Below are 26,948 nucleotides of genomic sequence, written 5' to 3' on the forward strand. Positions count from 1 at the left end.
CTCAGTTCGCGCTGCGTGACTACCTCGCTGCATGACTACCTCGCCAGAGGACTACCTCGGCGTTTTTTAGGTGGTGCGGAGGTGGCCGTAGCGGTGCATCGTGCGGCTTACCGCCTGCTCGCGGAGCATCGTCAGGAGCTCCCGGCGGCCGCTCGCCAGGACCGGGGCGTCCAGCACCGTGGTCGACCCCAGGCGGCTGGCCGCCGCGTCACGCAGGCCGGGCGCCTCACCCACCACCCGGATCCGGCCGGTCACCCTGCCGTCGGCGACGGCCTCGGCGAACGTCTCGTCCGCCATCTCCCGCTGCCCGACGACGGTCGCGGGCACGTCCGCACGAGCGGCCGCCGCCAGCACGCGCTGCACCTCGACGTCCTGCGCGCCCGCGCCGACCCGCACCGTGATGCCGGGGACGGGCCGGTAGCGGAACACGTTCGTCTCGACACCGAGCCCCGAGGGGTCGTGCTCCGGCGCGAACTCGGTGACCCAGGCGCGGTCGTCGTCGGCCCGGGCCCAGGCGAGCCAGCCGGCCGGGTCCGCCGTGCGGGAGGGCACGTCGGGCGCGTCCTCCCAGCGGCCGAGCTGTGCGACGTAGTTGGGCCCGCCGGCCTTGGCGCCCGGTCCGACCGACGAGGCCTTCCAGCCGCCGAACGACTGGCGCTGCACGATCGCGCCGGTGATGTGCCGGTTCACGTACGCGTTGCCGACCTCGACGCGGTCGAGCCAGCGGTCCACCTCGGCGTCGTCCAGGGAGTGGATGCCACCCGTGAGGCCGAACGACACGGCGTTCTGCAGCTCGAGCGCCTCGTCGAGGGTGCGCGCCGTCATGATGCCGAGCACCGGGCCGAAGCACTCGGTGAGGTGGAAGAACGAGCCGGGACGGACGCCGTCCCGCACACCGGGGGTCCAGAGCCTGCCGCGGCCCAGCCCCGCTTCCTGAGCGACGGCGTCCAGCCGACGCGGTCGCACCAGCCATGCCTCGCCGGGCTCCAGCGTGGTCAGGGCGCGCAGCAGCTTGCCCTGGGCGGGCTCGGTGAGCGGTCCCATCACGGTCGCCAGGTCCGTGGCAGGTCCGACGGCGAGCGACGCGACGGCGTCGGTCAGCTGCCGCCGGAACCGTTCGCCCGTCACGGTGCGAGGGTCGCCCACGGAACCGACGAGAATCACGAGCGACGCGGCGGAGCACTTCTGCCCCGCGTGCCCGAAGGCGGAGCGCACCACGTCGGCGACGGCCAGGTCGAGGTCGGCCGACGGGGTGACGATCAGCGCGTTCTTGCCCGACGTCTCCGCGAGCACCGGCAGCTCCGGCCGCCACGAGGCGAACATCTCGGCGGTCTCGATGGCGCCCGTGAGGATCACGCGGGACACGCCGTCGTGCGTCACGAGCCGGCGGCCGAGGTCGCCGTCCGGTACCCGGACGAACTGCGCGACGTCGCGGGCGAGCGCCGAGTCGAGCCCGATCTCCTGGCAGACCTCGTCGAGCGCGGCGTGCACGGCCTCGACGGCGATCTCCAGGCAGCGCGGCGTGGGCGGCGCGGGCTTCGCGATCACCGCGGTCCCGGCCGCGAGCCCCGCCAGCACCCCACCGATCGGGATCGCGACGGGGAAGTTCCAGGGCGGAGTGACCAGGGTGACGCCGTCAGGCGTGAAGCGCGCACCCGGCCACGCCTCCGAGGTCGGGTCGAGCGCCTCGGCCGCCTGGGCGTAGTAGGCGGCGAAGTCCACGGCCTCGCTGACCTCGGGGTCCGCCTCCGCGACCGTCTTGCCCGCCTCGTGCACCATCGCGGCGACGAGGTCGGTCCGCGCGGCCTCGAGGTGCTCGGCCGCGGCACGCAGCACCCGTCCACGGTCCGGCCCGGAGACCTTGGACCAGGCGGCGCTCGCGCGTCGGGCGAGCGCCACGACGTCGTCCACCTGGGCGGGTGTCGCCAGCGGCTCCGCCAGGGCGGGTGCGTACCCGGAACCCGTGCCGGTCACCTGTCGCGCCCACGCGCGGTGCGCCTCGACGGAGGGGTCGGTGTCGACGGCGTTGCGGAACGGTCCTGCCACCGGCTGCGGCGCGTGGCGCGGACGGCGGCGCGGGGTGACGTCGGCCGGCGCGTAGTGCACACCCAGCTCGACGGACGCGCGGAACGCGGCCTCCTGTCGGTCCATCGCGGGCTCGGAGCCGGTCGTCGCGGGGGCGAACGCCGCGTGCAGGAAGTTCTGCTCCGTCGCGTTCTCCTCCAGGCGGCGCACCAGGTAGGAGATCGCCACGTCGAAGTCCTCGTCCCGCACGACCGGGGTGTACAGGACCACCCGGCCGTCGTCCTTGGCGACCTCGTCGCGGACCGCCGCCGCCTCGGTGGGCGCCATGCCCTGCAGCATCTCGACGTCGAGCGCCTCGGAGACGCCGCGCGCACGGCCGAGCAGGATCGCGAGCGCGACGTGGAACAGGTTGTGCGACGCCGCGCCGATGCGGACGGCGTGCGCGCGCTCGGGGCGCAGCGCGTGGTCGATCATGCGCACGTAGTTGGCGTCGACGTCGGCCTTGGTCGGGTACGGCGCCTGGGCCCAGTCGTGCAGGGTGGCCTCGACATGCTCCATCGCGAGGTTCGCGCCCTTCACCACGCGGACCTTGATGCGCGCACCGCCGTCGGCGACGCGCCGGGTCGCGAACTCGGTGAGCCCGTCCAGCGCCCCGAGGCCGTCGGGCAGGTAGGCCTGCAGCACGATGCCGGCCTCCAGGTCGCGGAACTCGTCGCGGCCGAGGATCTCCGTGAACACCGCCGTGGTCAGGGCGAGGTCGCGGTACTCCTCCATGTCGAGGTTGAGGAAGACGCCGTGGTCGCGGGCCGCACGGTAGAGCGGCAGCAGGCGCTCGACGACGCGGTCCCGTGAACCCTCGAGGTCCCACGTGACGAGCTGCGCCGCGACGCTGGAGACCTTGACCGACACGTAGTCGACGTCCGGCCGCTCGACCAGCGCGATGGTGCGGGCCAGGCGCGCCGCCGCCTCCTCCTCGCCGAGGACCGCCTCGCCGAGCAGGTTGACGTTCAGGGTGTAGCCCTCGGCGCGCGTGCGGGCGAGGTGCGCGGTGAGCCCGGATCCGGCGTCGGCCACGAGGTGCCCGACGAGCTGGCGCAGACGAGCGCGCGCGGCGGGAACCACGATGCCGGGGAACAGCGGCGCGGCGAGGGCGCCGGCCCGGAACAGGGCGCGGTCCGCCGGGCTGAGGAACGTGGCGCTGCCGGCCTGCTTGCCGAGCCGGGCCAGGGCCTTCGCGGCGACCTGGGTGTCCTGCGGTCGGGCGACGTCGTCGACGAACCCGACGGCGAGCTCCAGGCCCGCCGGGTCGGAGACGAGCGCGCCGAGGGCAGCGGACGCGCGGGCGACGGCCTTGTCGGTCCTGGTGCGGCCGGTCCTGGTGCTGCCGGCTGCACTGCCGGCGGTGTCACCGGCGGCGGGGCCGGTGGCGGTACCGATCCACGTCCTGGCGAGGGCTACGGCGTCCTCGACCAGCGTGTCGGCGGCGGGCTGCACGGGCGGCTCGGTCGGAGCCTGCCGTGTGGCGCTGTCCGGTGCGCCTGTGCCCCCGGTCGGGACTGCGGCGGGTGCGGCGCTCTCGCGCCGAGCAGAGGTCTTCATGCTTCCAGGGTGCACCCGATCGCGGTCGGATGTATTGGCGGGATCACTCGCTATCCGCACCGGTTTCGGCCAAGTGCCGGCGCCGGCGAGCGGTCCCGCCGCGTAGCATCGGATCGCGATGAGCAACCCGTCGAACGGCGCCGCTCGGCCTGAGACGCAGGCCCTGCTGGACGCACTGAATCCCGCCATGGTCTCCCTCATGGACGAGCTGTCGGGCGTGATGTTCTGCGCCAAGGACGCCGACGGACGGTACGTGCTCGTCAACCAGGTCTTCGTGGGGCGCACACGGGAGCGGTCGCGGCGCGACGTGATCGGCAAGCGTGCCGTCGACCTGTTCGTGCCGGAGCTCGCCGAGCGCTACGAGAGCCAGGACCTGCGGGTCCGCACGACCCACGAGCCGCTGCGGGGAGAGCTCGAGCTGATCCGGCACGTGGGTGGGGCGCCCGGCTGGTTCCTCACGTCCAAGCTGCCCCTGCACGACGAGTCCGGCAGGTACGTGGGGCTCGTGTCGGTCTCTCAGGACCTGCGTTCCGGCGACGCCGACGACGCGACGATCCAGGCCATGGCGCGGCTGCGGGGCGACATCGAGGACCTGCTGGAGCGTGGCGAGGTGCCCTCGGTCGCCGACCTCGCCGTGCTCGCCGACTGCACCCCCGCCTCCCTCGACCGCCGGGTGCGCCGGGTCTTCGGGCTCTCGCCACGGCAGCTCGTGCTCCGGCTGCGGGTGGACCGGGCGGCGCACCTGCTGACCTCCAGCACGGTGCCGCTGGCGCAGGTCGCGGCGGCGGCGGGGTTCTACGACCAGCCGTCCTTCTCCCGCACCTTCGCCCGGCTGACCGGCGAGACGCCGTCGTCGTTCCGGAGCCGGTCGCGGCGCGGCTGAGCCTGCGCCTGCGCCGAATCGTTCCTTGCGCGATCCGCACAACGAACACGGTCGATCACAGGCGGCCCAGGACCACGACGCGACGCGCCCCGGCCGCATAACCTCGTCTGTTATGACGACCATCGCGTTCCCCCTGGTCCCGCGCTCCAACCCGCGCCGCGTGCTGGCCGACCTGCTGCCGGGCACACTCGCACGCGACATCGCGCTCGTGGTCGGTGTCGCCGCGCTGACCGCCCTGGCGGCCCAGCTCCGCGTCCCGATCCCCGGCCTGCCCGTCCCGGTGACCGGTCAGACCTTCGCCGTGCTCCTCGGTGCCGCAGCGGTCGGCCCGGTGCGCGGCGCGTTCGCGCAGGTGCTGTACCTGGCGCTCGGTGTGGTGGGCCTGCCCGTCTTCACGGGTGGCGCCTCGGGCGTCGAGGTCGTCCTCGGCGCCTCGGGCGGCTACATCGTCGGCTTCGTCGTGGCGAGCATCGTGGTCGGCGCCCTCGCGAAGCGCGGCCTCGACCGCGGCGTGCTCGGCACCTTCCTCGCGTTCGCCGCAGGCACCGCGACGATCTACGCGATCGGCGTGCCGTGGCTCGCGGTCACGACGGGGATGGCGCCGGGCGCCGCCCTCGTCGCCGGTGCCGGCGTCTTCCTCGTGGGCGACGCGATCAAGGCAGCCCTGGCCGGTGTGGTGCTCCCAGGTGCCTGGCGGCTCACGGAGCGCTGAGCTTCCCGGCACCCCGGCAACGGTCTGCCGTCACCAAGCGGCACATCTGGCGCAAAAATTCCAGGTGTGCACCCTTGGGGGCGGCAGACTTTCTCCTTACCAGCCCTGCGGCCACCGAATCATCACCAAACAGATTCCCGCCGTCGCGCAGCGAGGCCCATCGAAGCGATACGGTGATACCGAGGCGCAAACCCCGCGCCGCGCAGCCCGCGCCCCGCTCGAAAGGCGGCAAGCGCCGTTCTCCCCGGAGGACCCACGTGACGACGACAACGACGTCCACTCCCGCACCACCCAGCTTCGCACCGGCTGGATCTCCCACCGAGGGCTCCGCCCTCGCGACCGCGCACGCGCAGCTCGCCTCGGCGGCGGAGATCCTCGGCTACGACGAGGGTCTGCACCGCATGCTCGCGACACCGCGCCGTGAGATCCATGTCGCGGTGCCGCTCCGTCGCGACTCCGGCGAGACCGTGCTGTTCCACGGCTTCCGCGTGCAGCACAACGTCAGCCTCGGCCCCGGCAAGGGCGGCCTGCGCTACCACCCCTCGGTCGACGTCGACGAGGTACGTGCGCTGGCCATGTGGATGACCTGGAAGTGTGCGGTGGTCAACCTGCCGTACGGCGGCGCCAAGGGCGGCGTCGCCATCGACCCCCGCGGCTACTCGCAGTCCGAGCTGGAGCGTGTGACCCGGCGGTACACGTCGGAGATCATGCCCATGATCGGTCCGGACACCGACATCATGGCTCCGGACATGGGCACCGACGCCCAGACGATGGCCTGGGTCATGGACACCTACTCGGTCAACCGCGGGTACACGATCCCCGCTGTCGTGACCGGCAAGCCCCTCGAGGTGGGCGGCTCTCTGGGCCGCGGCACCGCCACCTCCGCCGGCATCGTGCACGTCACGTCGGCGGCGCTCGCCGAGGCGGGCATGACCCTCGGCGACGTGTCCGTCGCCGTCCAGGGCTTCGGCAAGGTGGGTTCGCACGCGGCGGCGATCTTCGCGGCGCGCGGCGCACGCGTCGTCGCCGTGAGCGACCAGTACGGCGGCATCAAGGCCGACGGCGGCCTCGACGTGCCCCGCCTGATGGAGCACATGCAGCGCACGGGCTCGGTCGTGGACTTCCCCGACGCGGAGCCCGTCTCCAACACCGACCTGCTCGCGCTCGACGTCGACGTGCTGGTCCCCGCCGCGATCGAGGGCGTGCTGGACGAGACGACGGCGGGCAGCGTCAAGGCCCGCTGGGTTGTCGAGGGCGCCAACGGCCCGACGACGGCGGCCGGCGACGCCCTGCTCGCGAAGAACGACGTGACCGTGGTGCCGGACGTCCTGGCGAACGCCGGTGGTGTGGTCGTCTCGTACTTCGAGTGGGTGCAGGCGAACCAGACGTACTGGTGGACCGAGGCCGAGATCGCGGACAAGCTGGAGCACCGCATGACCACCGCGTTCGCCGAGGTCTCGGCGCTCGCCCAGCGCGAGGGCCTGTCGCTGCGCGACGCCGCGCTCGTGATCGGCGTCAAGCGCGTGGCCGAGGCGCACCAGATCCGGGGCCTGTACCCCTGACCACGGCGTTGTCGGATCCCCAGGGCGCTCCGGCGCCCTGGGGATTCGGCCTGTCCGGGGGTCGGTTGCCCGACTGTCGCGCACGGACGAGCAGGGACGGCCTACCTGGAGCTCCGCTCGCCTACCCTCAGGTCATGGACGAACTCGTGACGCGGCTTCGATCCGCCGGCTGCGTCTTCGCCGAGGACGAGGCGCGAATCCTGACCGAGGCTGCCGATGGCGACGCGGCGCGCCTCGAACGGCTCGTCTCCGCACGGGTCGGCGGGCTCCCGCTGGAGCACCTCGTCGGCTGGGGCGAGCTGGACGGCCGGCGCTGGCTCGTCGTGCCAGGGGTGTTCGTGCCGCGCCAACGGTCCGAGCTGCTGGTCCGGGAGGCGGCGGAGCGTGCGGCCGCCAGGCCGGCCGGGACGCCGTCCGGGCTGAGCGCGACCGGGGCCGCCGCCGCTCTCGGCGAGGGCGCCGGTAGCCCACTCGTGCGCGGTGCCCTCGTCCTGGTCGACCTGTGCTGCGGCTGCGGGGCGCTCGGCGGCGCGGTGGCGGCCCGGCTGCGCACCGCCGGCCGCGACGTCGAGATCTACGCCGCCGACATCGACCCGGTGGCCGTGGCCTGTGCACACGACAACCTCAAGGCCCTGTCCGACGACGACGTCCCGCCCGGCGCCGGCCGTCTCACCGCACACGTCTTCACGGGCGACCTCGCCGGCCCGCTCCCGGCCGAGGTATGGGGGCGCGTCGACGTCCTCGTCGCGAACGCGCCGTACGTCCCGACCGAGGCGATCAGCACGATGCCGCCGGAGGCCCGGGAGCACGAGCCGCACGTCGCGCTCGACGGCGGCGACGACGGGCTCACGATCCTGCGCCGCGTCATCGACCTGGCGCCGAGGCTCCTTCGCCCCGGCGGACACCTGCTCGTCGAGACGGGCGACGGTCAGGTGAGCGCCGCCGTGGGGCACATGACGACGGCCGGGCTGATCGCGACCGTCCTGACCGACGAGGAGCTGGGCGCCACGGCGCTTGCCGGAACCCTGCCGGAGTAGTCGCACGGCACGGCACGGCGGATGAGCCGACATGGCGACTCCACCCGAGCCCGACTCGCCGTCCGCAACCCGCGCACGCCGGGCCGGCGTGCGCGGACGCTGAATCAGCTCAGGGGCTGGCGGGACGCCCAGGACTCCAGGCTCGTGCGGGGTCCCGTGAAGAACGGGACCTCCTCGCGCACGTGCCGGCGGGCCTCCGTGGCACGCAGGTCGCGCATCAGGTCGACGATGCGGTGCAGCTCGTCGGCCTCGAACGCGAGGACCCACTCGTAGTCGCCGAGCGCGAAGGCCGAGACGGTGTTGGCCCGCACGTCCTTGTAGCCGGCGGCCGCCATGCCGTGGTCGCGCAGCATCGTGCGGCGCTCGTCCTCCGGCAGCAGGTACCAGTCGTAGGAGCGCACGAACGGGTAGACGCAGATGTAGTCGCGCGGCGCCTCGCCCGCGAGGAACGCGGGGACGTGGCCACGGTTGAACTCGGCCGGGCGGTGCAGGGCGGCGACCGACCACACGGGCTCCAGCGAGCGGCCCAGCTCCGACGCGCGCAGCGCCTGGTAGGCACCCTGCACGGACTCGATCGACGGGCCGTGGGTCCACAGCATGAGGTCGGCGTCGGACCGCAGACCGCCCACGTCGTACCAGCCGCGGGTCACGAGGTCCCCGGTGGTCGCGGCCGGGTCGCCACCACCGCCGACGGCGTTCTCGGCCTCGGCCACGAGGGCCTTGCGCTCGGCCTCGTCCGCCGGGAGCGTCTCCGACACGGAGAAGACCGAGAACATCGTGTACCGGATGCTCTCGTTGATGGCGGTGGGGTCGATCTCGTGCCCGGTGTCTCCGTGCACGTGGGTGTCGTTCATGGGTGCCTCTCGATCATGGCCCGCGGGCGGGCCTCAGGAGTACAGGGCCTCAGGAGTACAGGTCGGTACCGCACAGCGCCGGGACGCCGCTCGGCTCGCCGTCACGGCGCAGGCAGCAGCCCGGGGCACAGACCGAGCGGAGCGCCGGCAGCGAGCCTACGGTCGCCTCGGTGACGTCGTCGCCGCGAGCGAGGGCGGCGCGCTCCAGCAGGAGGTCCACCAGACCGCTGACGAAGGGTTCGCGCGTGCCCACCGTGCCGGCCCGCACGGCGGTCATGCCGAGGCCGTCCGCCGTGGCCAGCGCCTCGGTGTCGAGGTCGTAGGCCACCTCCATGTGGTCGGAGACGAACCCGATCGGTGACAGCACCACGTCGCGCAGCCCGTCGGCAGCGAGGGCCTCCAGGTGGTCGTTGACGTCCGGCTCGAGCCACGGCTGGCTCGGCGGGCCGGACCGCGAGCAGTACGCCAGGTCCCACGGGACCTCGTGGCCGACGCGCTCAGCGACCTCGGCGGCGACGACCTCCGCGAGGTCCAGGTGCTGCTCGGAGTACGTGGCGTGCGAGATCCGCGACGCCGCCTCCATGGTGTCCGGGATCGAGTGGGTCACGAACACCAGCCTCGCGGCGGCGCCGGACCCGCCCTTCGCCTCGAGCTCCGCGTAGGCCTCGACGACGGCGTCGACGTTGGCGCGTGCGAAACCCGGGTGGTTGAAGTACGAACGGATCTTGTCGAACTGCACGCCCGTCGACCCGTCGGGGCCGAGCTGCCCGCGCTTGTCCAGGGTGACGGCCAGATCCTCGCGGTACTGGCGACAGCCGGAGTACGACGAGAAGGCGCTGGTCACCAGTGCGACGGCGCGCTGGGCACCCAGCTTCTCCAGCTCGTCGACCGCATCGTTCGTGTACGGCGCCCAGTTGCGGTTGCCCCACACGACGGGGAGCTCGATGCCGCGGGCGGCGAGCTCTGCCTCGAGCGCTGCCTTGAGCGCGAGGTTCTGCTCGTTGATCGGGCTCTTGCCGCCGAACCCGTAGTAGTGCTCGCCCACCTCTTCGAGCCGCTCGTCCGGGATGCCCTTGCCGGCGGTGACGTTGCGCAGGAACGGCACCACGTCTTCCGGTTCGTTCGGTCCACCGAAGGAGTAGAGCAGCAGGGCGTCGTACGGCGCGGCGTCGTGCGCCGCAGGCTGGGGGAAATTCGCGGGCATGCGCTCATCCTTCCACCGTCCGGGGCGCAGGACGGTCCGGAGACGGGCGAACGGGACGTGACATCGATGCGACGCACTGTCAGGAAACCCTGCGGTCGACCACGACCCCGGCAGGCAGAGGCGCACGCACCGCACCCCGGGACGGAACCCGGCATAACCTCTCACCATGACGTTCTCGATCGTGGCGCACAGCCCTCGCGAGACCGCCTGGGGCGTAGCCGTCGCGTCGAAATACCTGGCAGTCGGGGCGATGGTGCCCGCCGCCGCTCCCGGCGCCGGCGCGCTCGCGACCCAGGCATACACCAACATGGCCTACCGAGAAAAGGGCCTGGCCCTGCTCGGGGCCGGCGAGACGGCGGAGCGGACGCTCGCCGCCCTCCTGGCCGACGACTCCGGCCGCTGTCGCCGGCAGGTCGGCGTGGTCGGCAGGGACGGCGAGGCGGCAGCCTGGACCGGGCCGGAGTGCGCCGAGTACGCCGGACACCGTACCGGCGCCGGATACGCGCTCCAGGGCAACCTGCTCACCGGTCCCGAGGTGCTCGACGCCATGCAGGCGGCATGGACCGGCTCCGCCGGGACTCCACTCCGGCGCCGGCTGCTGATCGCGCTCGCGGCCGGCGAGGGGGCAGGCGGCGACCGTCGCGGTCGGCAGAGCGCCGCGCTCCTCGTCGTGGGCGCCGGGCGGGCGATCGGCGAGGGCACGCAGGTGCTGGCGGACCTGCGCGTCGACGACGCCGAGGCACCGGTGGCCGAGCTCGCCCGGCTCGTGGACCTGAACGACGACCTGATCGGAGCCACATGATCTCCCGCCCGGACACCAGGTACAACCGCCTGTACCTGCGCTGGCAGCAGGTCGACCCGAGGCTGCGGATCGTGGTCCAGTCCCTGGCCGCGGCCGGCCTGGTGGTACTGATCTTCGGCGCACTGCGGGCCCCGGTCCGAGGCGTGAACGAGACCGCCGCGTCGATCCTGGTGGCGGTGGTCTTCGGGGCGGCGACGGTGCTGCAGACCCGGCAGACCCAGCGCAGACAGCACAGCGTCGAGCTGATCATGAACTTCCAGACCACCGACGCGCTCGTCACTGCCGACGTCTGGATGGCCGACCGCATCCAGTCCGGCGAGGCGGTGGGCCCTGACCTGCCGGCCGACGAGCAGCACCACGTGGTCACGATGCTCGACTACTACGAGTTCCTGTCATCGCTCGCCCTGCGCGGTTACGTGGATGTCCGCATGCTGCTCGGCCTGCGCGGCGGTGCCATGAGCCGCTGCTACGAGTGCTGTCGCGAGTACATCGACCACCGGCGCGAGCACGTGGGCGACGAGCTCTACCGGTCCGTCCAGGTCCTGGTCCTGGAGTACGGCGACCAGATCGAGCGCCGCGCCCGCTGAGCCGCCGTCCGGCGGTCTCCGGTCTCCGGTCTCACGACGCTGTCCCCCGCGCATGCACGTTGCCGTGGTCCAGCCGTTCCCGGAGGCCTGGGAGCACGTGGACCAGGCCCGGTGGCACCGGGCTGCGCGTCACCAGCGACAGCCGGACCCTCGACCGGACCGGCGCGGGCTCGATCCGGTCGCCGGGGGCCGCGTACCAGCGCGCCACCAGGTCCGGCACCACGACGGCGCAGCGCCGTTCCCGCGCCGTGCGCACCGCGGACTCCGCCGTGGCCGAGTGCCGGGCGTGGGCACCCAGATCGGTCAGCCTGCGCAGGAGGACGTCCCTGGACAGGTCGAGCGCGCAGCAGATCACGGTCTGCCCCGAGTACGGTCTGCGGCCCTGCCCCCGGCCGGGCGCCCCGTCGGGCAGGAGCGTGACCAGGTCGTGCTGTCCCACCTCCGTGACCACCAGGCCCCGTGCGATCGGGACCTGCTTGGCGATGGTCACGAACGCCGCGTCGAGCGTGCCCCGCTCGACCCACTCCAGCAGCCGCGGACCGTGCTCGACCTCCGGCTGGACCACGAGGTCGTCGAGCAGGACGTCCAGTGCCGCGAACAGCGTGCCCGCGAGGCTCGGGATGGTGCCCACCGAGACGGTGCGCGACCGGGCCGCCACGAGCGTGCGCTCCACCATCGCCCCCAGGTGGTCGAGCACGTGCGTGGCCTGGTCGCAGAACGCGAGCCCCGCCGCCGTCGGACGTGCCCCCGTGGTGTCCCGGTCGAACAGGACGGCGCCGACCCGCCGCTCCAGCGCGGCCAGCCGCTGGCTCGCCGACGGCTGGCTCACCAGCAGCTCGCGCGCCGCCGCGCCGAGCGAGCCGTGCCGTGCGACGGCGTCGACCAGCCGTAGGTCCTCGACGGTGGGATATGAGGTCATAGCTTCAGCCTATGTCCGGTCGTGCTCGACCACCGTCTACCGGGGGTCCGGGGGCCGACGCAGGATGACACCGTGCGCAACCCACACCTCCTCACGCTGACCGCCACGACCTTCGTCACCTGGACCGGCCAGCGCATCACCGCCGTCGCCCTGCCGCTGGTGGCGCTCGACCAGACCGGCGACGCCTGGACCACGGGGCTCGTCGGCGGCTTCGCCGGTCTGCCGCTGCTCACCTCCGCGTGGTGGGGACGGCGCCTGCGGTCGCGGCTGACCTCGGGCCGCGCACTCGCCGTCCTGCTCACCGTCCAGGCTGTCGGGCTGATGCTCGTCCCCGTGGCGGCGGCGACCGTCGGCGTCGGCGCCGTGGTCCTGTGCGCGGCGGGCTTGGTCACGGGGGCGACGTCGGCCCTGCTCGCGCCGGCGCAGCGCGCCCTCACCGCGGATCTCGCCGAGCTGCCGGGGAACGGGCCCGACGTCGGCGCGCGTGCCCTCGCCTGGCAGGACCTCGCGCACCGGTCGTCCATGATCTTCGCGCCGCCGCTCGGCGCATGGCTGCTGGTCGTGTGGGGCGCGGAGCCGCTGCTGTGGTGGGAGGCCGCGGCGGTGGGACTGGGCGCGGTCGCCATGCTGACGGTGCCCGGGGCCTCGCGGAGCCCCGGGGTTTCCGGCGCGGTCGACGGGCCGGCCGGCGCTGACGGGCCGGCCGGGACCGCACCGTCCGTGCGGGCAGTGCTGCGTGCCCATCCGGAGCTGGCCGTGGGTGTCGGGCTCGCGGGGATCGGCGGCATCACCTGGTTCGCGTTCACGCTGGGACTCACGCTGCTCGGTGCGGAGCTCGACCGGCCGGGCGAGCTGGTCGCGGCAGGCATGGCGGGCTACGGCGCCGCGACCGTCGGCGTGTCGTTCGTCGTACCGCTCGTGGTGCACCGGGTCCCGCGCCTCCCGGCGATCGTGGTCTCGTGGGTGATGCTGGGGATCGCGTACCTGGCGCTGCCCGTGGCCGCGCCGAACCTGGTCGCGGTCGCGCTGGTCGCCGCCGTGGGCGGCCTGACCATGCCGTTCGGGATCGCGGCGCTCAACGCGCTCATCGTGGACCGGACGACGGGCGCCGAGCGGCGGACCGCCTTCACCGCCGAGACCGTGCTGCACGGCGGGGGCGCCTCGGCCGGGCTGCTCGTCGGCGGCGCGCTGATCGGCGCGTTCGGCGCCGGGCCGGTCCTGGTGGTGACCGGCCTCATGCAGGTGTTCGCGGCCGTGGCGGCGGTGCTGTGGCTGCGTGGCCGCTCGAGGCCGGTGCTCCCCCACGACACCGTCCGGCTGACCGAACCGGCTAGCGGCGCCCGGCGCTGACGAGGCTGGTCACCGCGGCAGCCAGGTCGCGGAGGCGCGGGCCGGTCCGTGCGATCAGGTCGTCCAGCTCGACCGGGCCGGGAGCTATGGAGAACGCCGCCGCGATGCCTGCCGCCCGGGCCTGCGCCTCCGGCAGCAGCACCTGACCGGCCACGACCACGACCGGCGGCCGGGTGGGCGACGCCGCGGCGAGCCGGGCGACGCCGTCCGCGACCTTGCCGCGCACCGACTGTGAGTCGAACGACCCCTCGCCCGTGATCACCAGGTGGGCGTCCGCGAGCGCTGCGGGCAGGCCGACCGCCTCGGCGACGAGCACGGCGCCCGGGGTGTTCTCGGCGCCGAGCACGGCGATCAGTCCGGCGGGCACGCCACCGGCCGCGCCGGCACCGGGCACGTCGGACACCGTGGCGCCGGTCTCCCGCTCCAGCACCGCCGACCAGTGCCGGAGCGCGTCGTCGAGGAACTCCGCCGCCCCGTCGCGCGCTCCCTTCTGCGGCCCGAAGACGTGCGCGGCACCGTGCTCGCCCACCAGCGGGTTGGTTACGTCGACGGCGAGCCGCCAGCGCACCTCGCGGGCCCGTGGGTGCAGCCCGGTCAGGTCGAGCGTCGCCACGGAGGCCAGCCCTTCCCCGCCGTCGGGCACCTGGTGGCCCGCGGCGTCGAGAAGACGCGCACCGAGGCCGGTCAGGATGCCGGAACCGCCGTCCGTCGACGCGGAGCCGCCCAGGCAGAGCAGGATCTCGCTGACGCCCGCGTCGAGCGCGGCGCGCGCGACGTCCCCGGTGCCGCGGGTGCTCGCGTGCAGCGGCTGCGGGGGTGCGTCCGAGACCCCGGGCAGACCGCTGGCCTCGGCGAGCTCGACGACGGCGGTGCGGCCGTCGGGCGACACGGCCCACCGGGCCGATGTGGGCCGTCCGATGGCGTCCACCGTCTCGGTGACCAGGGCGGCACCACCCCAGACGGCGAGCAGCGCGTCGAGGGTGCCCTCGCCGCCGTCGGCCATGGGCAGGCGGGTCACGACGGCGTCCGGGGCGGCGTCCAGCACCCCGGCGGCGACGGCGGACGCGACCTCGGCAGCAGACAGGCTGCCCTTGAACGAGTCGGGACAGACAACGACGTGCAGAGGCTCCACGCGCTGATCGTAGGCGGTCCGGGCGGTCTGACGGCCAGGATCTCGGCCACTGGTACCGCGTCCGCGCCGGACCCCTGCGCCACGGCGGCGCTGGTGACGCGTCCGGGTTGCGCACTCAGGCGCGGTGTACGGGTCCGGACCCCATTCTCGAATAGAATGTTCGGCGCCTCTGCACAAAGATGGGGACATGCTCAACCCCTGGCGACTGCGCCTCCTGCACCAGCTGCACCTGCTCGGCACGGTGCGTGCCGTAGCCGAAGCGGCTCACATGAGCCCGTCGAGCGTGTCCCAGCAGCTCGCCACGCTGGAGACCGAGGCGAAGGCCCAGCTCTTCGAACGCGTGGGCCGGCGCATCCGGCTGACCCCGTCGGGGCTCACGCTCGCCGGCCACGCCTCCGACATCCTCGACCGGATCGCCGCCGCGGAGGCCGACCTCGCCGGCCTGCATTCCGAGGCCACCGGCGTGGTGCGCCTGGCCGCCTTCAGCAGCGCCTTGCACGGCATCGTCCTGCCCGCCGTCGCCGCGCTCGCTCAGGAGCACCCGCGCGTCCAGGTGGACCTCACCGAGGCAGAACCCCAGGTCAGCAGGCCTGCGCTGCAGCGAGGTGAGGTGGATGTCGCCGTCTGCGCCGACTTCCCGGACGCCCCCGTCCCGCCCGGTGCCGACCTCACGCGCCTTCCCCTGACGGGCGACCGGGTGGTGCTCGTGACCGCCCGCGAGACCGCGCTCGGGGAACGGACCGGTCGCGTCGACCTGTCCGCCCTCGCGGACGAGCCGTGGGCCTTCGAGCACCCGGGCGCCCACCTGGCCGACCTCGCCGAACGGCTCTGCGGGCGCGCCGGCTTCACACCGCGGACCGTCGCCCGGTTCGAGAGCCACGGCACGCTGCTGGGGCACGTCGAGGCAGGTCTGTCGGTCACGCTGCTGCCGCTGCTCGCCGTCCACGACCGGTACGCCGTGCGCACGCTGGACCTCGTCGACCCGCCCCGCCGCGACATCCACCTCATCGCGCGCCGCACCACGATGGACCGGGCCGCCGTGCGGGCCGTCGTGGACGCGCTCCGCCTCCATGCACGTTCGGCGTGAGGGCGTCATGCCAGGTCACCGGGGTTGCGACCGGCCAGGACCGGGTCCCGTCAGAAGTCGTCGATGTCCGACTGGGCCGCCCGGAGCGCCTCCGCCAGCTCACGCAGCCGATGCAGGTCGTCCGCGTCCATCGCCGGCGTCACGTAGTGCGCGATGGACCGCACGTGCCGCCGGCCGAGCTCCTTCTGGGTGGCCGAGCCCTCCTCCGTGAGGCTCACCAGCACACCCCGGCCGTCGTCCGGAGAGGGGTGCCTGCGTACGAGACCGCGCTTCTCGAGCCGCTCCACCATGCGCGACAGCGAGGACTGGGCCATCAGGATGTTCTCGTTGAGCTCGCGCAGGCGGAGCGTCTCCCCCGGCGCGAGGGAGAGCGTGAACAGCACGTCGTACTCGCGCATGCTCAGGTCGCCCCAGATGTCGTCCGCCAGGAGGCGGCGCATCACCGTCACCTGGGCGCGGAACAGCGACTCCCACGCTTCGGCCGCCTCGCGAGCCGACGGCTCACGCCGCTCGGTCATCAACGCGCACTCCTCGTCATCCACGGCACGCTACCTGACTGAACTTTCACTCACCTACCTGCACCCGTGGTGGCGAATTTCACCATGTCGAATATCGACGACAAGGGCGTCGTGTCCCGCCACCGACGACAGGGTCTCACCGGCCGAGCCGGCGCTCCCGGAGCGAGAAGTCGCGCAGCGCGCGCAAGAAGTCGACGCGCCGGAACGCCGGCCAGTACGCCTCGCAGAAGTAGAACTCCGTGTGCTGGCTCTGCCACATGAGGAACCCACCGATGCGCTGCTCGCCGGAGGTCCGGATGACCAGCTCCGGGTCGGGCTGCCCTTTGGTGTACAGGTGCTCCGCGATGTGCTCGACGTCGATCGACTCGGCGAGGTCCGCGACCGTGGCTCCCTGCTTCGCACGCTCCGCGAGGTAGGAGCGGACGGCGTCAGCGATCTCCGTGCGCCCGCCGTAACCGATCGCGACGTTGACCTGCAGCCCTTTGACGCCCGCCGTCCGGTCCGCCGCCGACCGCAGCGCACCGGCAAGCCGTGCCGGGAGCAGGTCGAGCCGCCCGATGACACGCAGCCGCCAGCGGCCGGACTCGGCGAGGTCCGACACCGCGTCCTCGATGATGTCGAGCAGGTTGCTCAGCTCGTCGGCCGACCTGCTCAGGTTGTCCGTCGACAACATCCACAGCGTGACCACCTCGATACCGAGCGACTCGGCCCACCCCAGGAACTCGGTGATCTTGTCGGCGCCGCGGCGGTGTCCCGTCGCCGCCGTCTCGCCGAACGAGCGCGCCCAGCGTCGGTTGCCGTCGAGCATCACGCCGATGTGCCGGGGCAGGGTCGCGCCGTGCAGCGCTGACGCCAGGCGTCGCTCGTAGAGGCGGTACAACGGGCTGGGCAGGCGCACGGATACCTCAGGGGGTCAGGCCGTGGGAGCCGCGGGTACGCGGTCCGCACGACAGCTCTTGCGCTGGGTCGAGTACCCGGCAGGACGTGGACAAAGGTACTCCCCGAACGCGGGGTGTCCCGCTCGCCAGAGCCCTCTCCGAGGCCCCCGCGAGCGACTCCCGCCAACCCGGCGCAGGATCTTCACAAGGCCCCTGCCAGCGGGCGCCCGACCAACCTACGCTAGAGTAAGTTACGCAACCGTAGGTTGTGCCCCGGCACCAGGAGGGCGCCGGTTGCCGAACGAAGAGGAGAGCAGCGTGCGAGCTCACACGGACGGGTCCGACGCCTCGGCCGGCGGCTCGGACGAGGCGTCGGACAAGCACTCGGGCATGCTCGACGACGTGCGGGACAAGGCCACCGACGTGGTGCAGGTCATCTCCACCTCGGTGTCGTCCACCGTCGAGAAGGTCGAGCGGAAGATCAAGCCGCGGCTGCGCGGCTGGATCCACGCAGGCACCTTTCCCCTGGCCCTCGCGGCGAGCATCGTGCTGGTGGCGCTCGCCCCGACCGTGCCCGGAAAGATCTCCGCGTCGGTGTTCGGCCTGAGCGCCTGCCTGCTGTTCGGCGTCTCCGCGGTCTACCACCGCGGCAACTGGTCACCGCGGACCGACGCCGTGCTCCGGCGCCTCGACCACACCAACATCTTTCTCATCATCGCCGGGACCTACACGCCCCTCGCGGTACTGCTCCTGCCCAGGGACCAGGGGACGGTGCTGCTCTGGCTGGTCTGGAGCGGCGCGCTGCTGGGGCTGCTGGCACGCGTCTTCTGGCTCAACGCGCCCCGCTGGGTCTATGTGCCGGTCTACCTCGCCCTCGGCTGGGTGGCCGTCGCCTACATGGGCCAGTTCTGGACAACCGGCGGCCCCGCGATCGTCTGGCTCATCCTCGCGGGCGGCCTCGCGTACACGATCGGCGCGATCGTCTACGGCACCAAGAAGCCCGATCCGAGCCCCGCCTGGTTCGGCTTCCACGAGATCTTCCACGTGTTCACCGTGATCGGGTTCCTGTGCCACCTGGTCGCGATCTACCTGGCCAACCTCGCGATCTGACGTGGCGGGCCGCCGCCGGGTCGATCCGGATGTCGACCTCCTGGGTGCCGGTCAGGCCTCGGTGGGCACGACGGCGTAGCGCCGGTTCGTGAGGGACGGGTTGGTCTTGCGGACCGCGGCGAGCGGAGCGGGGTCCAGGTCGACCGTGTGGTAGGCCTCCTCCTCGCCCATCTCCAGCCCGGCCACCCCGTCCGGTCCGGCAAGGAGAGAGCGTCCGGTGACGGCCTCTCCCGTCATCCCCACGCCGAGCACCATGGCCGTGTTCTCGATCGCCCGCGCCCGGAGCAGCGTGCGCCAGTGGTCGGCCTTGAGCGGGCCGGCGACCCATGCCGCCGGATACACCAGCACGTCCGCCCCGGCGTCGACCAACCGGCGGGCGGACTCGGGGAACCGCAGGTCGTAGCAGGTCAGCACGCCGAAGGTGAGGCCGCCCAGCCGCAGGGTGACCGGCTCGGCGCCGGCGGGGCCGGGTTCGAGCCGGTCCGACTCCCGGTACCCGAACGCGTCGTACAGGTGCACCTTGCGGTACACGCCGGCGAGCTCGCCCGCGCCGTCGACGACGACGAGCGCGTTCACCGCGCGCGCCCCGTCGGAACCGGGCAGCGTGACCCCCGCGATCACGGCGACCCCGTGCTCGCGCGCCCTGGCCCGCAGTAGCGTGACGAACGGGCCGTCGAGCGGCTCGGCCTGCTCCGGCCCCACGCCGTGCGGGTCGTACGCGGACGCGTACTCCGGCAGCACCAGGAGGTCTGCCTCGGCACGCGCCGCCACCTCGAAGGCGTCGACCACGGTCCGGCGGTTGGCCTCGTGGTCCGTGGTGACGGACACCTGGGCCACCGTGACGCGGACGACACCGGTGGCGGTGCCCGGCGCCGTCACGTCAGTCCCCCGACCCGCCGCCGGACGAGCTGCCCGACTCGGAGGGCGACGTGCTGCTCGCGTCGGACGGTGAGGTGCCCGACTCCCGCGTGCCGGCGGTCTCGGCGCCCTGCGCCGTGGCGTCGTCAGCGCGGCGGAAGGTGATGACCTCCGGCTCCGGGACCGGGAGCCCCTGCTGGCGGGCGTTGTGGCCGGCCCGGCGCAGGTGCTTGCTCAGGTTCAGGAACAGGGCCACGCACGCGAGCGCCAGCACGAAGGTGACGACGAAGCCGATGAGCCCCGGCGAGACCTGCCACTCCTCCAGGCCCGGGCGGAGCGTGCCCTCCGTGGGGTTCGGCGACGGCTCGGTCGCGAGCGCGAGCGCACCGGTGACCAGGGGGCTCATGCGGGCACCTCCGACCGGACGCCCTCGAAGAGGTCCTCCTCGTACTCGCCGGCAGGGCGCTCGGGCAGCGGCACGCGGGACTCCGCGAGCTCGTACTCGTCCCACGGCCACACGTCGATCTCGAGGTCGCGCGGCACCGCGAAGAAGAAGCCCGTCGGGTCGATCTGCGAGGCGTGCGCCCTCAGGGCGGCGTCCCGGTTCGGGAAGTAGTCGGCGACGGGGACCAGCGTCGTCACCTGGCGCTCCGGGATCTCGCGCGCGTCGCGCGACTCGACCCAGTCACCGAAGGGGGACTCGAGCCCCGCGCCCTCCATGGCCTCGTGGACCGCACGGATGCGCTTCATCGAGAAACCGTGGTTGTAGTACAGCTTGAGCGGCTCCCAGGGCTCGCCGGTGCCCGGGTAGCGGTCAGGGTCGCCGGCAGCGGCGAACGCCTCGAAGGACACCTCGTGGCACTTGATGTGGTCGGGGTGCGGGTAGCCGCCCGACGGGTCGTACGTCGTGATGACGTGCGGCCGGAACTCGCGCACGGCCCGCACCAGGGGCGCGGCCGCCTCCTCCAGCGGGACCAGCGCGAAGCTGCCCTCGGGGAGCGGGGGCAGGGGGTCCCCCTCCGGCAGGCCCGAGTCCACGAAGCCCAGCCACTGCTGGCGTACACCCATCGCGGCGGCGGCCTCCGCCATCTCCAGCTCGCGCACCGCGCGGCGGCCCTCGATCGACTCGAACTCGTGGCCCTCCGGCACCTCGAAGGCCGGGTTCAGGATGTCGCCCCGCTCGCCCCCCGTGCACGTCACGATGAGGACCTCCACCCCCTCTGCGGCGTAGCGGGCCGTCGTGGCGGCCCCCTTGCTCGACTCGTCGTCCGGGTGCGCGTGCACCGCCATCAGACGGAGCGGCTCGCGCTCGGGTACGGACACTGGGTCCTCCTGTGTGGGATGAGGCTGTGTGGGATGACTGCTGGGAGAATCACTCACATGGACCATGATGGTCCAGGGACAATCTTGCTACGAACCACTGACACCTCGAACCGAGCGAGCCGTGATGACCGACCCAGACCCCGCCGCCCCGAACGGTGCGGCACCCGTGCAGGCGTCTGACCTCGCCGAGCGTTACGGCCGGGCGAGGCCCGGACCGCGGCAGGCGGCGGCCGCGCCTGGCGGAACTGACCCGTGGGACGAGTCCGACGACGTCCGTCCCCGGCCGAAGCTGTCGGTGGGGGCCCGGATCGCGGTCGCCCTGGCGCTGGCCGCCGGTGTGGCCATCGCGGCGTGGTTCACGATCGTCGACACCCAGCGCGACCCCGTGACCTTCAACGACGTCGGGTTCTCCGTGACGAGCGCCGAGGCGGTGGACGTCACCTTCGACGTGAGCATGCCGCCGGGGACGGAGGCGGTGTGCACGGTGACCGCCCTGAGCAAGAGCTACGCGGAGGTGGGCGCCGTCGACGTCGAGGTGGGGCCGGAGTCGGCGCGTACCACACGGCACAGCGTGACCATCGCCACGACGGAGCTCGCGACCACCGGGCTCGTCGACCACTGTGACGTGCGCTGACCGCAGGGCCGTCGAACCGGCTGCACCGTCCGCTCACAGCGGAACCCGGGGCAGTTTCGGCATGTCTTTCCCAGGGATTGGTATTCTGGTCGTTTCACACGCTGTGTTGACCGGCTGACGCGCGTGCCCGATCCGCTCCGTCGGTCGGGGTTTGCGTGCGGCCGTAACTGTGGCTCGATCGAGCAACGACGAAAGGAGAGCCCCCGTGGCCGAAGCTTCTGTCACCTGGCTCACCCAGGAGGCGCACGACAAGCTCAAGGCTGAGCTGGAGCATCTCTCCGGCCCCTATCGGGCGGAGATCACCGAGCGCATCGCGGCCGCCCGTGACGAGGGCGACCTCAAGGAGAACGGCGGTTACCACGCCGCGCGCGAGGAGCAGGCGAAGAACGAGGCGCGCATCCTTGAGCTCACCGAGAAGCTTCGCCACGTCCAGGTGGGCACTCCCGCGGACGACGGCAAGGTCGAGCCGGGCATGGTCGTGACCGCGGTGGTCGCGGGTGACGAGATGAACTTTTTGTTCGGCTCGCGCGAGATGGCGGGGTCGACGGACCTCGACGTCTACTCGCCCACATCGCCGCTCGGTGCGGCGATCGACGGCAAGTCGATCGGCGCCAAGACCAGCTATCTCGCTCCCAACGGGCGCGACATCCCCGTGGAGATCACGGGAGCGAAGCCCTTCCAGGGCTGACCGCAGCGCAGACCGACGGGTCTGTCAGACGCTCGGGTCACCACGGTGACCGGAACGTCCGGCAGGCCCGTCGGCGCGTCCCGGCCCTGCCTCGCCCGCCAGGCCGGCCAGACGCCGCCCGAGGAACCTCTTGTCACCTTCCCGGTCCACCAGGCCGAGCGCCCGCCGGTACTCCGCCGCGGCCTCGGCGGACCGGCCCGCGCGTCGCAACAGGTCTGCCCGCATCGCCGGGAGCAGGTGGTAGGACCTCAGCTCGGGGGCGGACGCGACGTCGTCGAGCACGGCCAGACCCGCCTCGGGTCCCCTGGCCATCCCCACGGCCACCGCCCGGTTGAGTGCCACCACCGGCGACCGGGTCATGCCCGCCAGGACGGCGTAGAGCGCCTCGATCTCCGACCAGTCGGTCTGGTCGGCCCCCGCCGCCCGTGCGTGCAGGGCCGCGATGGCCGCCTGTACCTGGTACGGCCCGGGGCGACGAGCGGCGAGCGCGTCGTCGAGCACCGTCAGGCCCTCGGCGATCTCGTCGTGCCGCCAGAGCGAGCGGTCCTGCTCCTCGAGCGTGCGCGGAACCGCCGCGGCGCCCGCGTCCAGCCGGGCCCGGCGCCGCGCGTGCTGGAGCAGCAGCAGGGCGAGCAGCCCGCGTGCCTCCGGTTCGTCCGGCAGCAGCCGCGCGACGAGCCGGGCGACGCGCAGCGCGTCGTCCGCCAGGGCACGCCGGGCCTCGGCCCCCGCGACGTCGTCCACCGGCTCCGCCCAGGCGTCGTAGCCCTCGGTGAACAGCACGTACAGCACCGCGAGCACGGCGGAGACACGCTCGTGGAGCAGCTCCGGCGGCGGTACCCGGAACGCGATGCCGGTGCTGCGGATCTTGCGCTTGGCCCGCGTCAGGCGCTGGGCCATGGTCGCCTCCGGCACCAGGAAGGCCCGTGCGACCTGAGCCGTGGTCATCCCGGTGAGCGACCGGAGCGTGAGCGCCACCCGGCCGTCCAGCGGCAGTGCCGGATGGCAGCACGTGAAGACCAGGCGCAGCAGGTCGCCGTCCGGGTCCTCCGCCTCCACCGCGGCCCACCCGGTGCCGCCGGGCCCGACACCGCCGCCGACGTCGGGCATCTCGAGCGCCGGGTCGCCCGCCGACGGGCCGAGGCGCTCGGTGAGCCGTGCCGCCGCGGCGATCTTCTCCGCCTCGACCTTGCGGCGCCGCAGCCGGTCCAGCGCACGGTTGCGGGCCGTGGTGGTGAGCCAGGCGCCCGGGCGCCCGGGCACGCCGTCGCGCCCCCAGGTGCGCAGCGCGACCGCGAACGCCTCCTGGGCGCAGTCCTCCGCGAGGTCGAGGTCGCCGGTGCTACGGGCCACGGCCGCGAGAACGCGGCCCCACTCGTCGCGGAAGGCCGCCGTGACGGCCTGCCCGACGTCGGTCATCCCTCGGCGCCGCTGTCCAGGCCGAGCGGCCAGAAGGGGCGCAGCTCGACGGCACCCAGGTGCGCCATCGGGTGGGCGGCGGCGATCCGGATCGCCTCGTCGAGATCAGGGGCATCGAGGATGTCGAAGCCCGCGATCACCTCTTTGGTCTCGGTGAACGGGCCGTCGGTCACCACCACCTCACCGCTGCGGACCTGGACTCCGACGGCGTCGGCCGGCGGACGCAACCGGTCGCCGAGAACGGCGCGGCCGGAACCGTAGGTGTCCCGCACCCAGGTCTCGATGTCCGGCACGTCGGCCGGTTCGGCCGGGGCGTCGGGGGTGTCCAGGACGAGCATGAGATAACGCATGGTGTGCTCCCTTCCGGGGAGGTCCCCGGTGTCATGGTCGCGCGACCGGAGCGGCCGCGTCACTCCGACGACGAACGGGAGCACGCCGGCACGACACCCGCACGCCACTCAGTTCGCGACGACGTCGTAGCCCTCCGACTCCAGCCGGTCCACGACGGCGGCCCGGTGCTCGGCGCCCTTGGTCTCGAGCTGCAGGTTGACCCGCACCTCCGACACGGCGAGCGAGACGTCCGTGCGCGTGTGGTCGACGGCCACGATGTTGGCGCCGGCCGCCGCGATCGTCTCCACCAGGCGCGCGAGCGCCCCCGGCTTGTCCATCAGCCGCACCTGCAGCTTCAGGTACCGGCCGGCCGCGACCAGACCGTGCTGCACCACGCGCAGGAGCACCAGCGGGTCGATGTTCCCGCCCGACAGGACGGCGACGACCGGCCCTTTGAACGCCCCGTGCCCCGCGGCCATGATGCCCGCGACGGCAGCGGCACCGGCGGGCTCGACCATCAGCTTCGAGCGCTCCAGCACCGCGAGCAGCGCGCGCGAGAGCTGGTCCTCGGTGACGGTCCGGACCTCGACGCCCTCCTTCTGCACGATCCCGAACGGCACGTCGCCCGGCAGACCAACGGCGATGCCGTCGGCCATGGTGGAGCCGAGCGTGCCGGGCAGCGGCTTGCCGGCCTTCAGCGAACCGGGATATGCGGCCGCGGACGCCGCCTGCACGCCCACCACCTTCACGTGCGGTGCCGCCTCTGCCAGCACGGCGGCGATCCCCGCCACCAGCCCGCCACCGCCCAGCGGCACGACGACGGTCGCGACGTCGGGCACCTGTTCCAGGATCTCCAGGGCGACGGTGCCCTGGCCTGCCACGACGTCCACGTGGTCGAACGGGTGGATGAGCACCCGGCCGGAACGAGCTGCCTCGACCCGTGCGGCGGCGAGCGCCTCGTCGACGGACGAGCCCACCATCCGCACCTCGGCGCCGTACCCGCGCGTCGCCGCGACCTTGGGCAGTGCGGCGTCGACCGGCATGTAGACGACCGTGTCGATGCCGAGCATCCCCGCGGCGACCGCCACGCCCTGCGCGTGGTTACCCGCCGAGGCCGCCACGACGCCCCGTTCCCGCTCCGCGGGCGACAGGCGGGCGAGCCGCACGTACGCGCCCCGCACCTTGAACGAGCCGGCGCGCTGCAGGTTCTCGCACTTGAGCAGCACTTTCGTGCCTGCTGTCGTGGAGAGCGCGCGGCTCTCGGTGATCGGTGTACGGGTGATGACACCGTCGAGCAGGGCAGCGGCGGCGCGGGCGTCGTCGGCGGTCACCGTGAGGTGGCCGCCGTAGGACTCCAGGTCGAACGGATCCAAGGGCACAGCGCGCATGTTGCCCGAATGTGCCTCAAGATGCACGCTCAGCGCTTGGGGTCGCCCTCCGGCACATCGTGATCCTCGTCGACGCCGACGTCCGTGACCGCGGTCTCGGCCACCACCCCGGGCGTGCGGCGCAGCCGGAGCGGGATGGGTGGCGCGTCGGCAGCACGCCACCTGATCGGCAGCGCGTCCTCGTCGCCGAGCTCGGGGAACTTGTCGTGCCCGTTGAGGTAGAGGATGACGGTGTTCAGCACGGCCGCGAGCGGCACGGCGAACAGCGCGCCGACGATGCCCGCGGCGTACGAGCCGGCGGCCACGGCGAGGATCACGGCCACGGGGTGCAGCGATACGGCGTGGCCCATGAGGAACGGCTGCAGCGCGTGCGACTCGATCTGCTGCACCAGCAGCACCACACCGAGCATGATGAGGGCGGCGACCCATCCGTTCGACACGAGCACCACGACGACCGCGATGGCGCCGGTCGCGATGGCACCGACCACGGGCACGAACGAGCCGACGAAGACCAGGATGCCGATCGGGAGGGCGAGCGACGGGACGAAGAACACGGCACCGATGCCGATGCCCACGGCGTCCACCGCCGCGACGAGGATCTGCGTGCGGGTGTACGCCGCCAGCGTGACGGCTCCACGCCGCCCGGCCTGGTTGACCCGCTCACGGGACGACATCGGGAGGAGGCCGACGATCCAGGTCCAGATGCCCCGCGGGTCGTGCAGGAAGAAGAACGTGCAGAACAGCGCGATCAGTGCCCCGATGAGAACGCTTCCCGCGGTCGCCGCGGCGCCCAGGGCGCCGCTCACGATCGCGCCCTGCTGCGCCTCGAGCTGAGCGAGGATGTCCTGGCTGTAGCTGTTCAGCTGGTCCTCGAGCCCGAACGTCGCCGAGACCTGCGCCCACAGCTCCTCGAAGCCGCTGATGGCCTGCGCCGTCAGGTCGGCGAAGCCGTTCGCGATGGACTGCCCCGCCAGGGTCACGAGGCCGGCGACCACCACGATCAGGCCGATCAGCGACAGCCCGGCGGACAGCCCGCGGGGCAGGCGCAGCCGCTCGTTCAGGACGCGGCGCACCGGCGTCAGCATGATCGTGAGGAGCAGGGCCACCGCGACCGGGACGACGATGGTCTTCAGCAGTGTGAGCAGCCAGAGCGCCGCCGCGATGAACGCGCCGATGAGGAGCATGCGCCACGACCAGGACGCGGCGGCCCGGATGGCCGGGGGGACCGCTCCTGACTCGTCGGTGGGCGGCGCGGTGGTCTGGTTGGACGTCACGCTGATCTCCTCGGTCTGCGACACGGATAACACCCTAGGGGAGCACACGGGCCGGCCAGTGGCCTGCTCACCCGCCGCACGAAAGGTGCACCGAGCGCGCACGGATCCGACAGATGTCGCGCAGCGGCTCCTGGTCCGGCCTCAGGTGTCCAGCGTCCGCTTCTGTGGGTACACCGTCTCTCCGCGCTCCAGCATGCCGACGAACTTGGCGATGTTCCGTGCCCGGGTCTCCGGCCTCTTGACGCCGGTGATCCGGAACAGGATCGCGTACCGGTTCTGGGCCGTGAGGATCTCGAACATCGCCGCCGCGCGCGGGCTGGCCGCGAGCGCCTCGGTGAGGTCCGCCGGCACCTCGATGTTCTTGCTGCCCTCGTACGCGGCGTCCCACCGCCCGTCCGCCTTGGCCTTGTCGACCTCCTCCTGGCCGCGTGGCCGCATGCGGCCTTCCGTGGTCAGGCGGCCCACGATGCCCACGTTCCGCGCGGACCAGCGGCTGCGCGACCTGCGCGGACAGTACCGCTGCAGCGCGGTCGCGTCGTCTCGGCCGAGTGCCTGTGCGTCGATCCAGCCGCTGCACAGCGCCTCTTCGAGCGCGGACTCGCGGGTCAGGCTGGTCGGGGCGTCCTTGCCCTTCTTCGCGAGGATCAGCCACACGCCGTTCGACGTCGACTCGTTCTCGTCGAGCCAGGCGCGCCATGCTGCGACGTCGGGAAGCAGGAGCTCTGGGTCGGTGTCTGCCATGGGAAGGACGCTACGCGGAGCCACCGACAGTGCG

General features: G+C 73.0%; 26 protein-coding genes. 11 read left to right on the forward strand and 15 right to left on the reverse strand.

From position 1 onward, the window contains the following. Positions 1-66 precede the first annotated feature (66 nt). The gene (locus ACYVK7_RS02600; RefSeq protein WP_460886113.1) at positions 67-3,624 is read right to left on the reverse strand and encodes a bifunctional proline dehydrogenase/L-glutamate gamma-semialdehyde dehydrogenase; all 3,558 of its coding nucleotides are present in this window, start codon (positions 3,622-3,624) and stop codon (positions 67-69) included. Between the two features lie 118 nt (positions 3,625-3,742). Here ACYVK7_RS02600 and ACYVK7_RS02605 point away from each other — a divergent pair, with 118 nt between their 5' ends. From ACYVK7_RS02605 to ACYVK7_RS02620, 4 genes are all read left to right on the forward strand, one after another. Then, entirely contained in the window at positions 3,743-4,507 is a 765-nt protein-coding gene (locus ACYVK7_RS02605; RefSeq protein ID WP_460886114.1) for a helix-turn-helix domain-containing protein, read from the forward strand. Between the two features lie 112 nt (positions 4,508-4,619). Continuing rightward, positions 4,620-5,219: a biotin transporter BioY gene (locus tag ACYVK7_RS02610; RefSeq protein ID WP_460886115.1), complete on the forward strand. Its 600-nt coding sequence runs from the start codon at positions 4,620-4,622 to the stop codon at positions 5,217-5,219. 257 nt (positions 5,220-5,476) lie between these two features. Then, on the forward strand, positions 5,477-6,781 hold the full coding sequence (locus tag ACYVK7_RS02615) for a Glu/Leu/Phe/Val family dehydrogenase (protein WP_460886116.1): 1,305 nt from the start codon (positions 5,477-5,479) through the stop codon (positions 6,779-6,781). 134 nt (positions 6,782-6,915) lie between these two features. Further along, a complete protein-coding gene (locus ACYVK7_RS02620) occupies positions 6,916-7,818 on the forward strand; it encodes a class I SAM-dependent methyltransferase (protein WP_460886117.1) in 903 nt (300 codons plus the stop codon). Positions 7,819-7,922: 104 nt separating this feature from the next. Here the strand turns inward: ACYVK7_RS02620 and hemQ are convergent, their stop codons facing one another. Further along, positions 7,923-8,672, reverse strand: a complete 750-nt coding sequence (gene hemQ, locus ACYVK7_RS02625) for a hydrogen peroxide-dependent heme synthase (RefSeq protein WP_460886118.1) — start codon at positions 8,670-8,672, stop codon at positions 7,923-7,925. Positions 8,673-8,721: 49 nt separating this feature from the next. Continuing rightward, positions 8,722-9,876 (reverse strand): ferrochelatase, encoded by a 1,155-nt coding sequence (locus ACYVK7_RS02630; protein ID WP_460886119.1) that lies wholly within the window; start codon positions 9,874-9,876, stop codon positions 8,722-8,724. A 166-nt stretch (positions 9,877-10,042) separates the two neighbouring features. Here ACYVK7_RS02630 and ACYVK7_RS02635 point away from each other — a divergent pair, with 166 nt between their 5' ends. Both ACYVK7_RS02635 and ACYVK7_RS02640 read left to right on the forward strand, forming a co-directional pair. Continuing rightward, entirely contained in the window at positions 10,043-10,678 is a 636-nt protein-coding gene (locus ACYVK7_RS02635) for a DUF1028 domain-containing protein (protein ID WP_460886120.1), read from the forward strand. Beyond that, the gene (locus ACYVK7_RS02640) at positions 10,675-11,265 is read left to right on the forward strand and encodes a DUF4760 domain-containing protein (RefSeq protein WP_460886121.1); all 591 of its coding nucleotides are present in this window, start codon (positions 10,675-10,677) and stop codon (positions 11,263-11,265) included. The genes ACYVK7_RS02635 and ACYVK7_RS02640 overlap by 4 nt, the downstream gene beginning before the upstream one ends. Before the next feature lie 31 nt (positions 11,266-11,296). Here ACYVK7_RS02640 and ACYVK7_RS02645 read toward each other — a convergent pair whose 3' ends face one another. Then, on the reverse strand, positions 11,297-12,184 hold the full coding sequence (locus tag ACYVK7_RS02645; protein ID WP_460886122.1) for a LysR family transcriptional regulator: 888 nt from the start codon (positions 12,182-12,184) through the stop codon (positions 11,297-11,299). Between the two features lie 72 nt (positions 12,185-12,256). Here ACYVK7_RS02645 and ACYVK7_RS02650 point away from each other — a divergent pair, with 72 nt between their 5' ends. Continuing rightward, positions 12,257-13,534, forward strand: coding sequence for an MFS transporter (locus ACYVK7_RS02650; protein WP_460886123.1), 1,278 nt, complete (start codon positions 12,257-12,259; stop codon positions 13,532-13,534). Here ACYVK7_RS02650 and ACYVK7_RS02655 read toward each other — a convergent pair. Further along, entirely contained in the window at positions 13,515-14,666 is a 1,152-nt protein-coding gene (locus ACYVK7_RS02655) for a glycerate kinase (RefSeq protein ID WP_460886124.1), read from the reverse strand. The genes ACYVK7_RS02650 and ACYVK7_RS02655 overlap by 20 nt on opposite strands. A gap of 187 nt (positions 14,667-14,853) precedes the next feature. Here ACYVK7_RS02655 and ACYVK7_RS02660 point away from each other — a divergent pair, with 187 nt between their 5' ends. Further along, entirely contained in the window at positions 14,854-15,753 is a 900-nt protein-coding gene (locus tag ACYVK7_RS02660; protein WP_460886125.1) for a LysR family transcriptional regulator, read from the forward strand. 50 nt (positions 15,754-15,803) lie between these two features. Here ACYVK7_RS02660 and ACYVK7_RS02665 read toward each other — a convergent pair whose 3' ends face one another. Both ACYVK7_RS02665 and ACYVK7_RS02670 read right to left on the reverse strand, forming a co-directional pair. Beyond that, positions 15,804-16,271, reverse strand: a complete 468-nt coding sequence (locus ACYVK7_RS02665) for a MarR family winged helix-turn-helix transcriptional regulator (RefSeq protein WP_460886126.1) — start codon at positions 16,269-16,271, stop codon at positions 15,804-15,806. A gap of 136 nt (positions 16,272-16,407) precedes the next feature. Further along, positions 16,408-17,169, reverse strand: a complete 762-nt coding sequence (locus ACYVK7_RS02670; protein ID WP_460886127.1) for an isoprenyl transferase — start codon at positions 17,167-17,169, stop codon at positions 16,408-16,410. 370 nt (positions 17,170-17,539) lie between these two features. Here ACYVK7_RS02670 and trhA point away from each other — a divergent pair, with 370 nt between their 5' ends. Next, on the forward strand, positions 17,540-18,259 hold the full coding sequence (trhA, locus tag ACYVK7_RS02675; protein WP_460886308.1) for a PAQR family membrane homeostasis protein TrhA: 720 nt from the start codon (positions 17,540-17,542) through the stop codon (positions 18,257-18,259). A gap of 51 nt (positions 18,260-18,310) precedes the next feature. Here the strand turns inward: trhA and ACYVK7_RS02680 are convergent, their stop codons facing one another. The 3 genes from ACYVK7_RS02680 to mca are packed head-to-tail and all read right to left on the reverse strand — an operon-like array spanning position 18,311 to position 20,407. Beyond that, the gene (locus ACYVK7_RS02680) at positions 18,311-19,138 is read right to left on the reverse strand and encodes a carbon-nitrogen hydrolase family protein (RefSeq protein WP_460886128.1); all 828 of its coding nucleotides are present in this window, start codon (positions 19,136-19,138) and stop codon (positions 18,311-18,313) included. A 1-nt stretch (position 19,139) separates the two neighbouring features. After that, the gene (locus tag ACYVK7_RS02685; protein WP_460886129.1) at positions 19,140-19,523 is read right to left on the reverse strand and encodes a hypothetical protein; all 384 of its coding nucleotides are present in this window, start codon (positions 19,521-19,523) and stop codon (positions 19,140-19,142) included. Then, positions 19,520-20,407 carry a mycothiol conjugate amidase Mca gene (gene mca / locus ACYVK7_RS02690; protein ID WP_460886309.1) on the reverse strand — a complete coding sequence of 296 codons (888 nt, stop codon included), beginning with the start codon at positions 20,405-20,407 and terminating at the stop codon, positions 19,520-19,522. The genes ACYVK7_RS02685 and mca overlap by 4 nt, the downstream gene beginning before the upstream one ends. A gap of 157 nt (positions 20,408-20,564) precedes the next feature. Here mca and ACYVK7_RS02695 point away from each other — a divergent pair, with 157 nt between their 5' ends. Both ACYVK7_RS02695 and greA read left to right on the forward strand, forming a co-directional pair. Further along, on the forward strand, positions 20,565-21,074 hold the full coding sequence (locus tag ACYVK7_RS02695) for a DUF4307 domain-containing protein (RefSeq protein ID WP_460886130.1): 510 nt from the start codon (positions 20,565-20,567) through the stop codon (positions 21,072-21,074). A gap of 205 nt (positions 21,075-21,279) precedes the next feature. Next, complete coding sequence (gene greA, locus ACYVK7_RS02700; RefSeq protein WP_460886131.1) at positions 21,280-21,762, forward strand: transcription elongation factor GreA; 483 nt, start codon at positions 21,280-21,282, stop codon at positions 21,760-21,762. Between the two features lie 24 nt (positions 21,763-21,786). Here greA and ACYVK7_RS02705 read toward each other — a convergent pair whose 3' ends face one another. From ACYVK7_RS02705 to ACYVK7_RS02725, 5 genes are all read right to left on the reverse strand, one after another. Next, a complete protein-coding gene (locus tag ACYVK7_RS02705; RefSeq protein ID WP_460886132.1) occupies positions 21,787-23,181 on the reverse strand; it encodes an RNA polymerase sigma factor in 1,395 nt (464 codons plus the stop codon). After that, complete coding sequence (locus ACYVK7_RS02710; RefSeq protein WP_460886133.1) at positions 23,178-23,531, reverse strand: YciI family protein; 354 nt, start codon at positions 23,529-23,531, stop codon at positions 23,178-23,180. Before ACYVK7_RS02710 ends, ACYVK7_RS02705 begins: the two co-directional genes overlap by 4 nt. A 108-nt stretch (positions 23,532-23,639) precedes the next feature. Then, the gene (gene ilvA / locus ACYVK7_RS02715; RefSeq protein WP_460886134.1) at positions 23,640-24,899 is read right to left on the reverse strand and encodes a threonine ammonia-lyase; all 1,260 of its coding nucleotides are present in this window, start codon (positions 24,897-24,899) and stop codon (positions 23,640-23,642) included. 29 nt (positions 24,900-24,928) lie between these two features. Further along, positions 24,929-26,197 carry an AI-2E family transporter gene (locus ACYVK7_RS02720; protein WP_460886135.1) on the reverse strand — a complete coding sequence of 423 codons (1,269 nt, stop codon included), beginning with the start codon at positions 26,195-26,197 and terminating at the stop codon, positions 24,929-24,931. Between the two features lie 117 nt (positions 26,198-26,314). After that, on the reverse strand, positions 26,315-26,914 hold the full coding sequence (locus tag ACYVK7_RS02725) for a YdeI/OmpD-associated family protein (protein WP_460886136.1): 600 nt from the start codon (positions 26,912-26,914) through the stop codon (positions 26,315-26,317). Positions 26,915-26,948: the final 34 nt, after the last annotated feature.

The sequence above is a fragment of the Promicromonospora xylanilytica genome (genome assembly GCF_054782895.1).

What these genes read in the sequence shown, in the direction of transcription:
- ACYVK7_RS02600 (WP_460886113.1), bottom strand. Translation starts at nt 3,624, where the DNA reads ATGAAGACCTCTGCTCGGCGCGAGAGCGCCGCACCCGCCGCAGTCCCG.
- ACYVK7_RS02605 (WP_460886114.1), top strand. Translation starts at nt 3,743, where the DNA reads ATGAGCAACCCGTCGAACGGCGCCGCTCGGCCTGAGACGCAGGCCCTG.
- ACYVK7_RS02610 (WP_460886115.1), top strand. Translation starts at nt 4,620, where the DNA reads ATGACGACCATCGCGTTCCCCCTGGTCCCGCGCTCCAACCCGCGCCGC.
- ACYVK7_RS02620 (WP_460886117.1), top strand. Translation starts at nt 6,916, where the DNA reads ATGGACGAACTCGTGACGCGGCTTCGATCCGCCGGCTGCGTCTTCGCC.
- hemQ (WP_460886118.1), bottom strand. Translation starts at nt 8,672, where the DNA reads ATGAACGACACCCACGTGCACGGAGACACCGGGCACGAGATCGACCCC.
- ACYVK7_RS02630 (WP_460886119.1), bottom strand. Translation starts at nt 9,876, where the DNA reads ATGCCCGCGAATTTCCCCCAGCCTGCGGCGCACGACGCCGCGCCGTAC.
- ACYVK7_RS02635 (WP_460886120.1), top strand. Translation starts at nt 10,043, where the DNA reads ATGACGTTCTCGATCGTGGCGCACAGCCCTCGCGAGACCGCCTGGGGC.
- ACYVK7_RS02640 (WP_460886121.1), top strand. Translation starts at nt 10,675, where the DNA reads ATGATCTCCCGCCCGGACACCAGGTACAACCGCCTGTACCTGCGCTGG.
- ACYVK7_RS02645 (WP_460886122.1), bottom strand. Translation starts at nt 12,184, where the DNA reads ATGACCTCATATCCCACCGTCGAGGACCTACGGCTGGTCGACGCCGTC.
- ACYVK7_RS02660 (WP_460886125.1), top strand. Translation starts at nt 14,854, where the DNA reads ATGCTCAACCCCTGGCGACTGCGCCTCCTGCACCAGCTGCACCTGCTC.
- ACYVK7_RS02665 (WP_460886126.1), bottom strand. Translation starts at nt 16,271, where the DNA reads ATGACCGAGCGGCGTGAGCCGTCGGCTCGCGAGGCGGCCGAAGCGTGG.
- trhA (WP_460886308.1), top strand. Translation starts at nt 17,540, where the DNA reads ATGCTCGACGACGTGCGGGACAAGGCCACCGACGTGGTGCAGGTCATC.
- ACYVK7_RS02685 (WP_460886129.1), bottom strand. Translation starts at nt 19,523, where the DNA reads ATGAGCCCCCTGGTCACCGGTGCGCTCGCGCTCGCGACCGAGCCGTCG.
- mca (WP_460886309.1), bottom strand. Translation starts at nt 20,407, where the DNA reads ATGGCGGTGCACGCGCACCCGGACGACGAGTCGAGCAAGGGGGCCGCC.
- ACYVK7_RS02695 (WP_460886130.1), top strand. Translation starts at nt 20,565, where the DNA reads ATGACCGACCCAGACCCCGCCGCCCCGAACGGTGCGGCACCCGTGCAG.
- ACYVK7_RS02705 (WP_460886132.1), bottom strand. Translation starts at nt 23,181, where the DNA reads ATGACCGACGTCGGGCAGGCCGTCACGGCGGCCTTCCGCGACGAGTGG.
- ACYVK7_RS02710 (WP_460886133.1), bottom strand. Translation starts at nt 23,531, where the DNA reads ATGCGTTATCTCATGCTCGTCCTGGACACCCCCGACGCCCCGGCCGAA.
- ilvA (WP_460886134.1), bottom strand. Translation starts at nt 24,899, where the DNA reads ATGCGCGCTGTGCCCTTGGATCCGTTCGACCTGGAGTCCTACGGCGGC.
- ACYVK7_RS02725 (WP_460886136.1), bottom strand. Translation starts at nt 26,914, where the DNA reads ATGGCAGACACCGACCCAGAGCTCCTGCTTCCCGACGTCGCAGCATGG.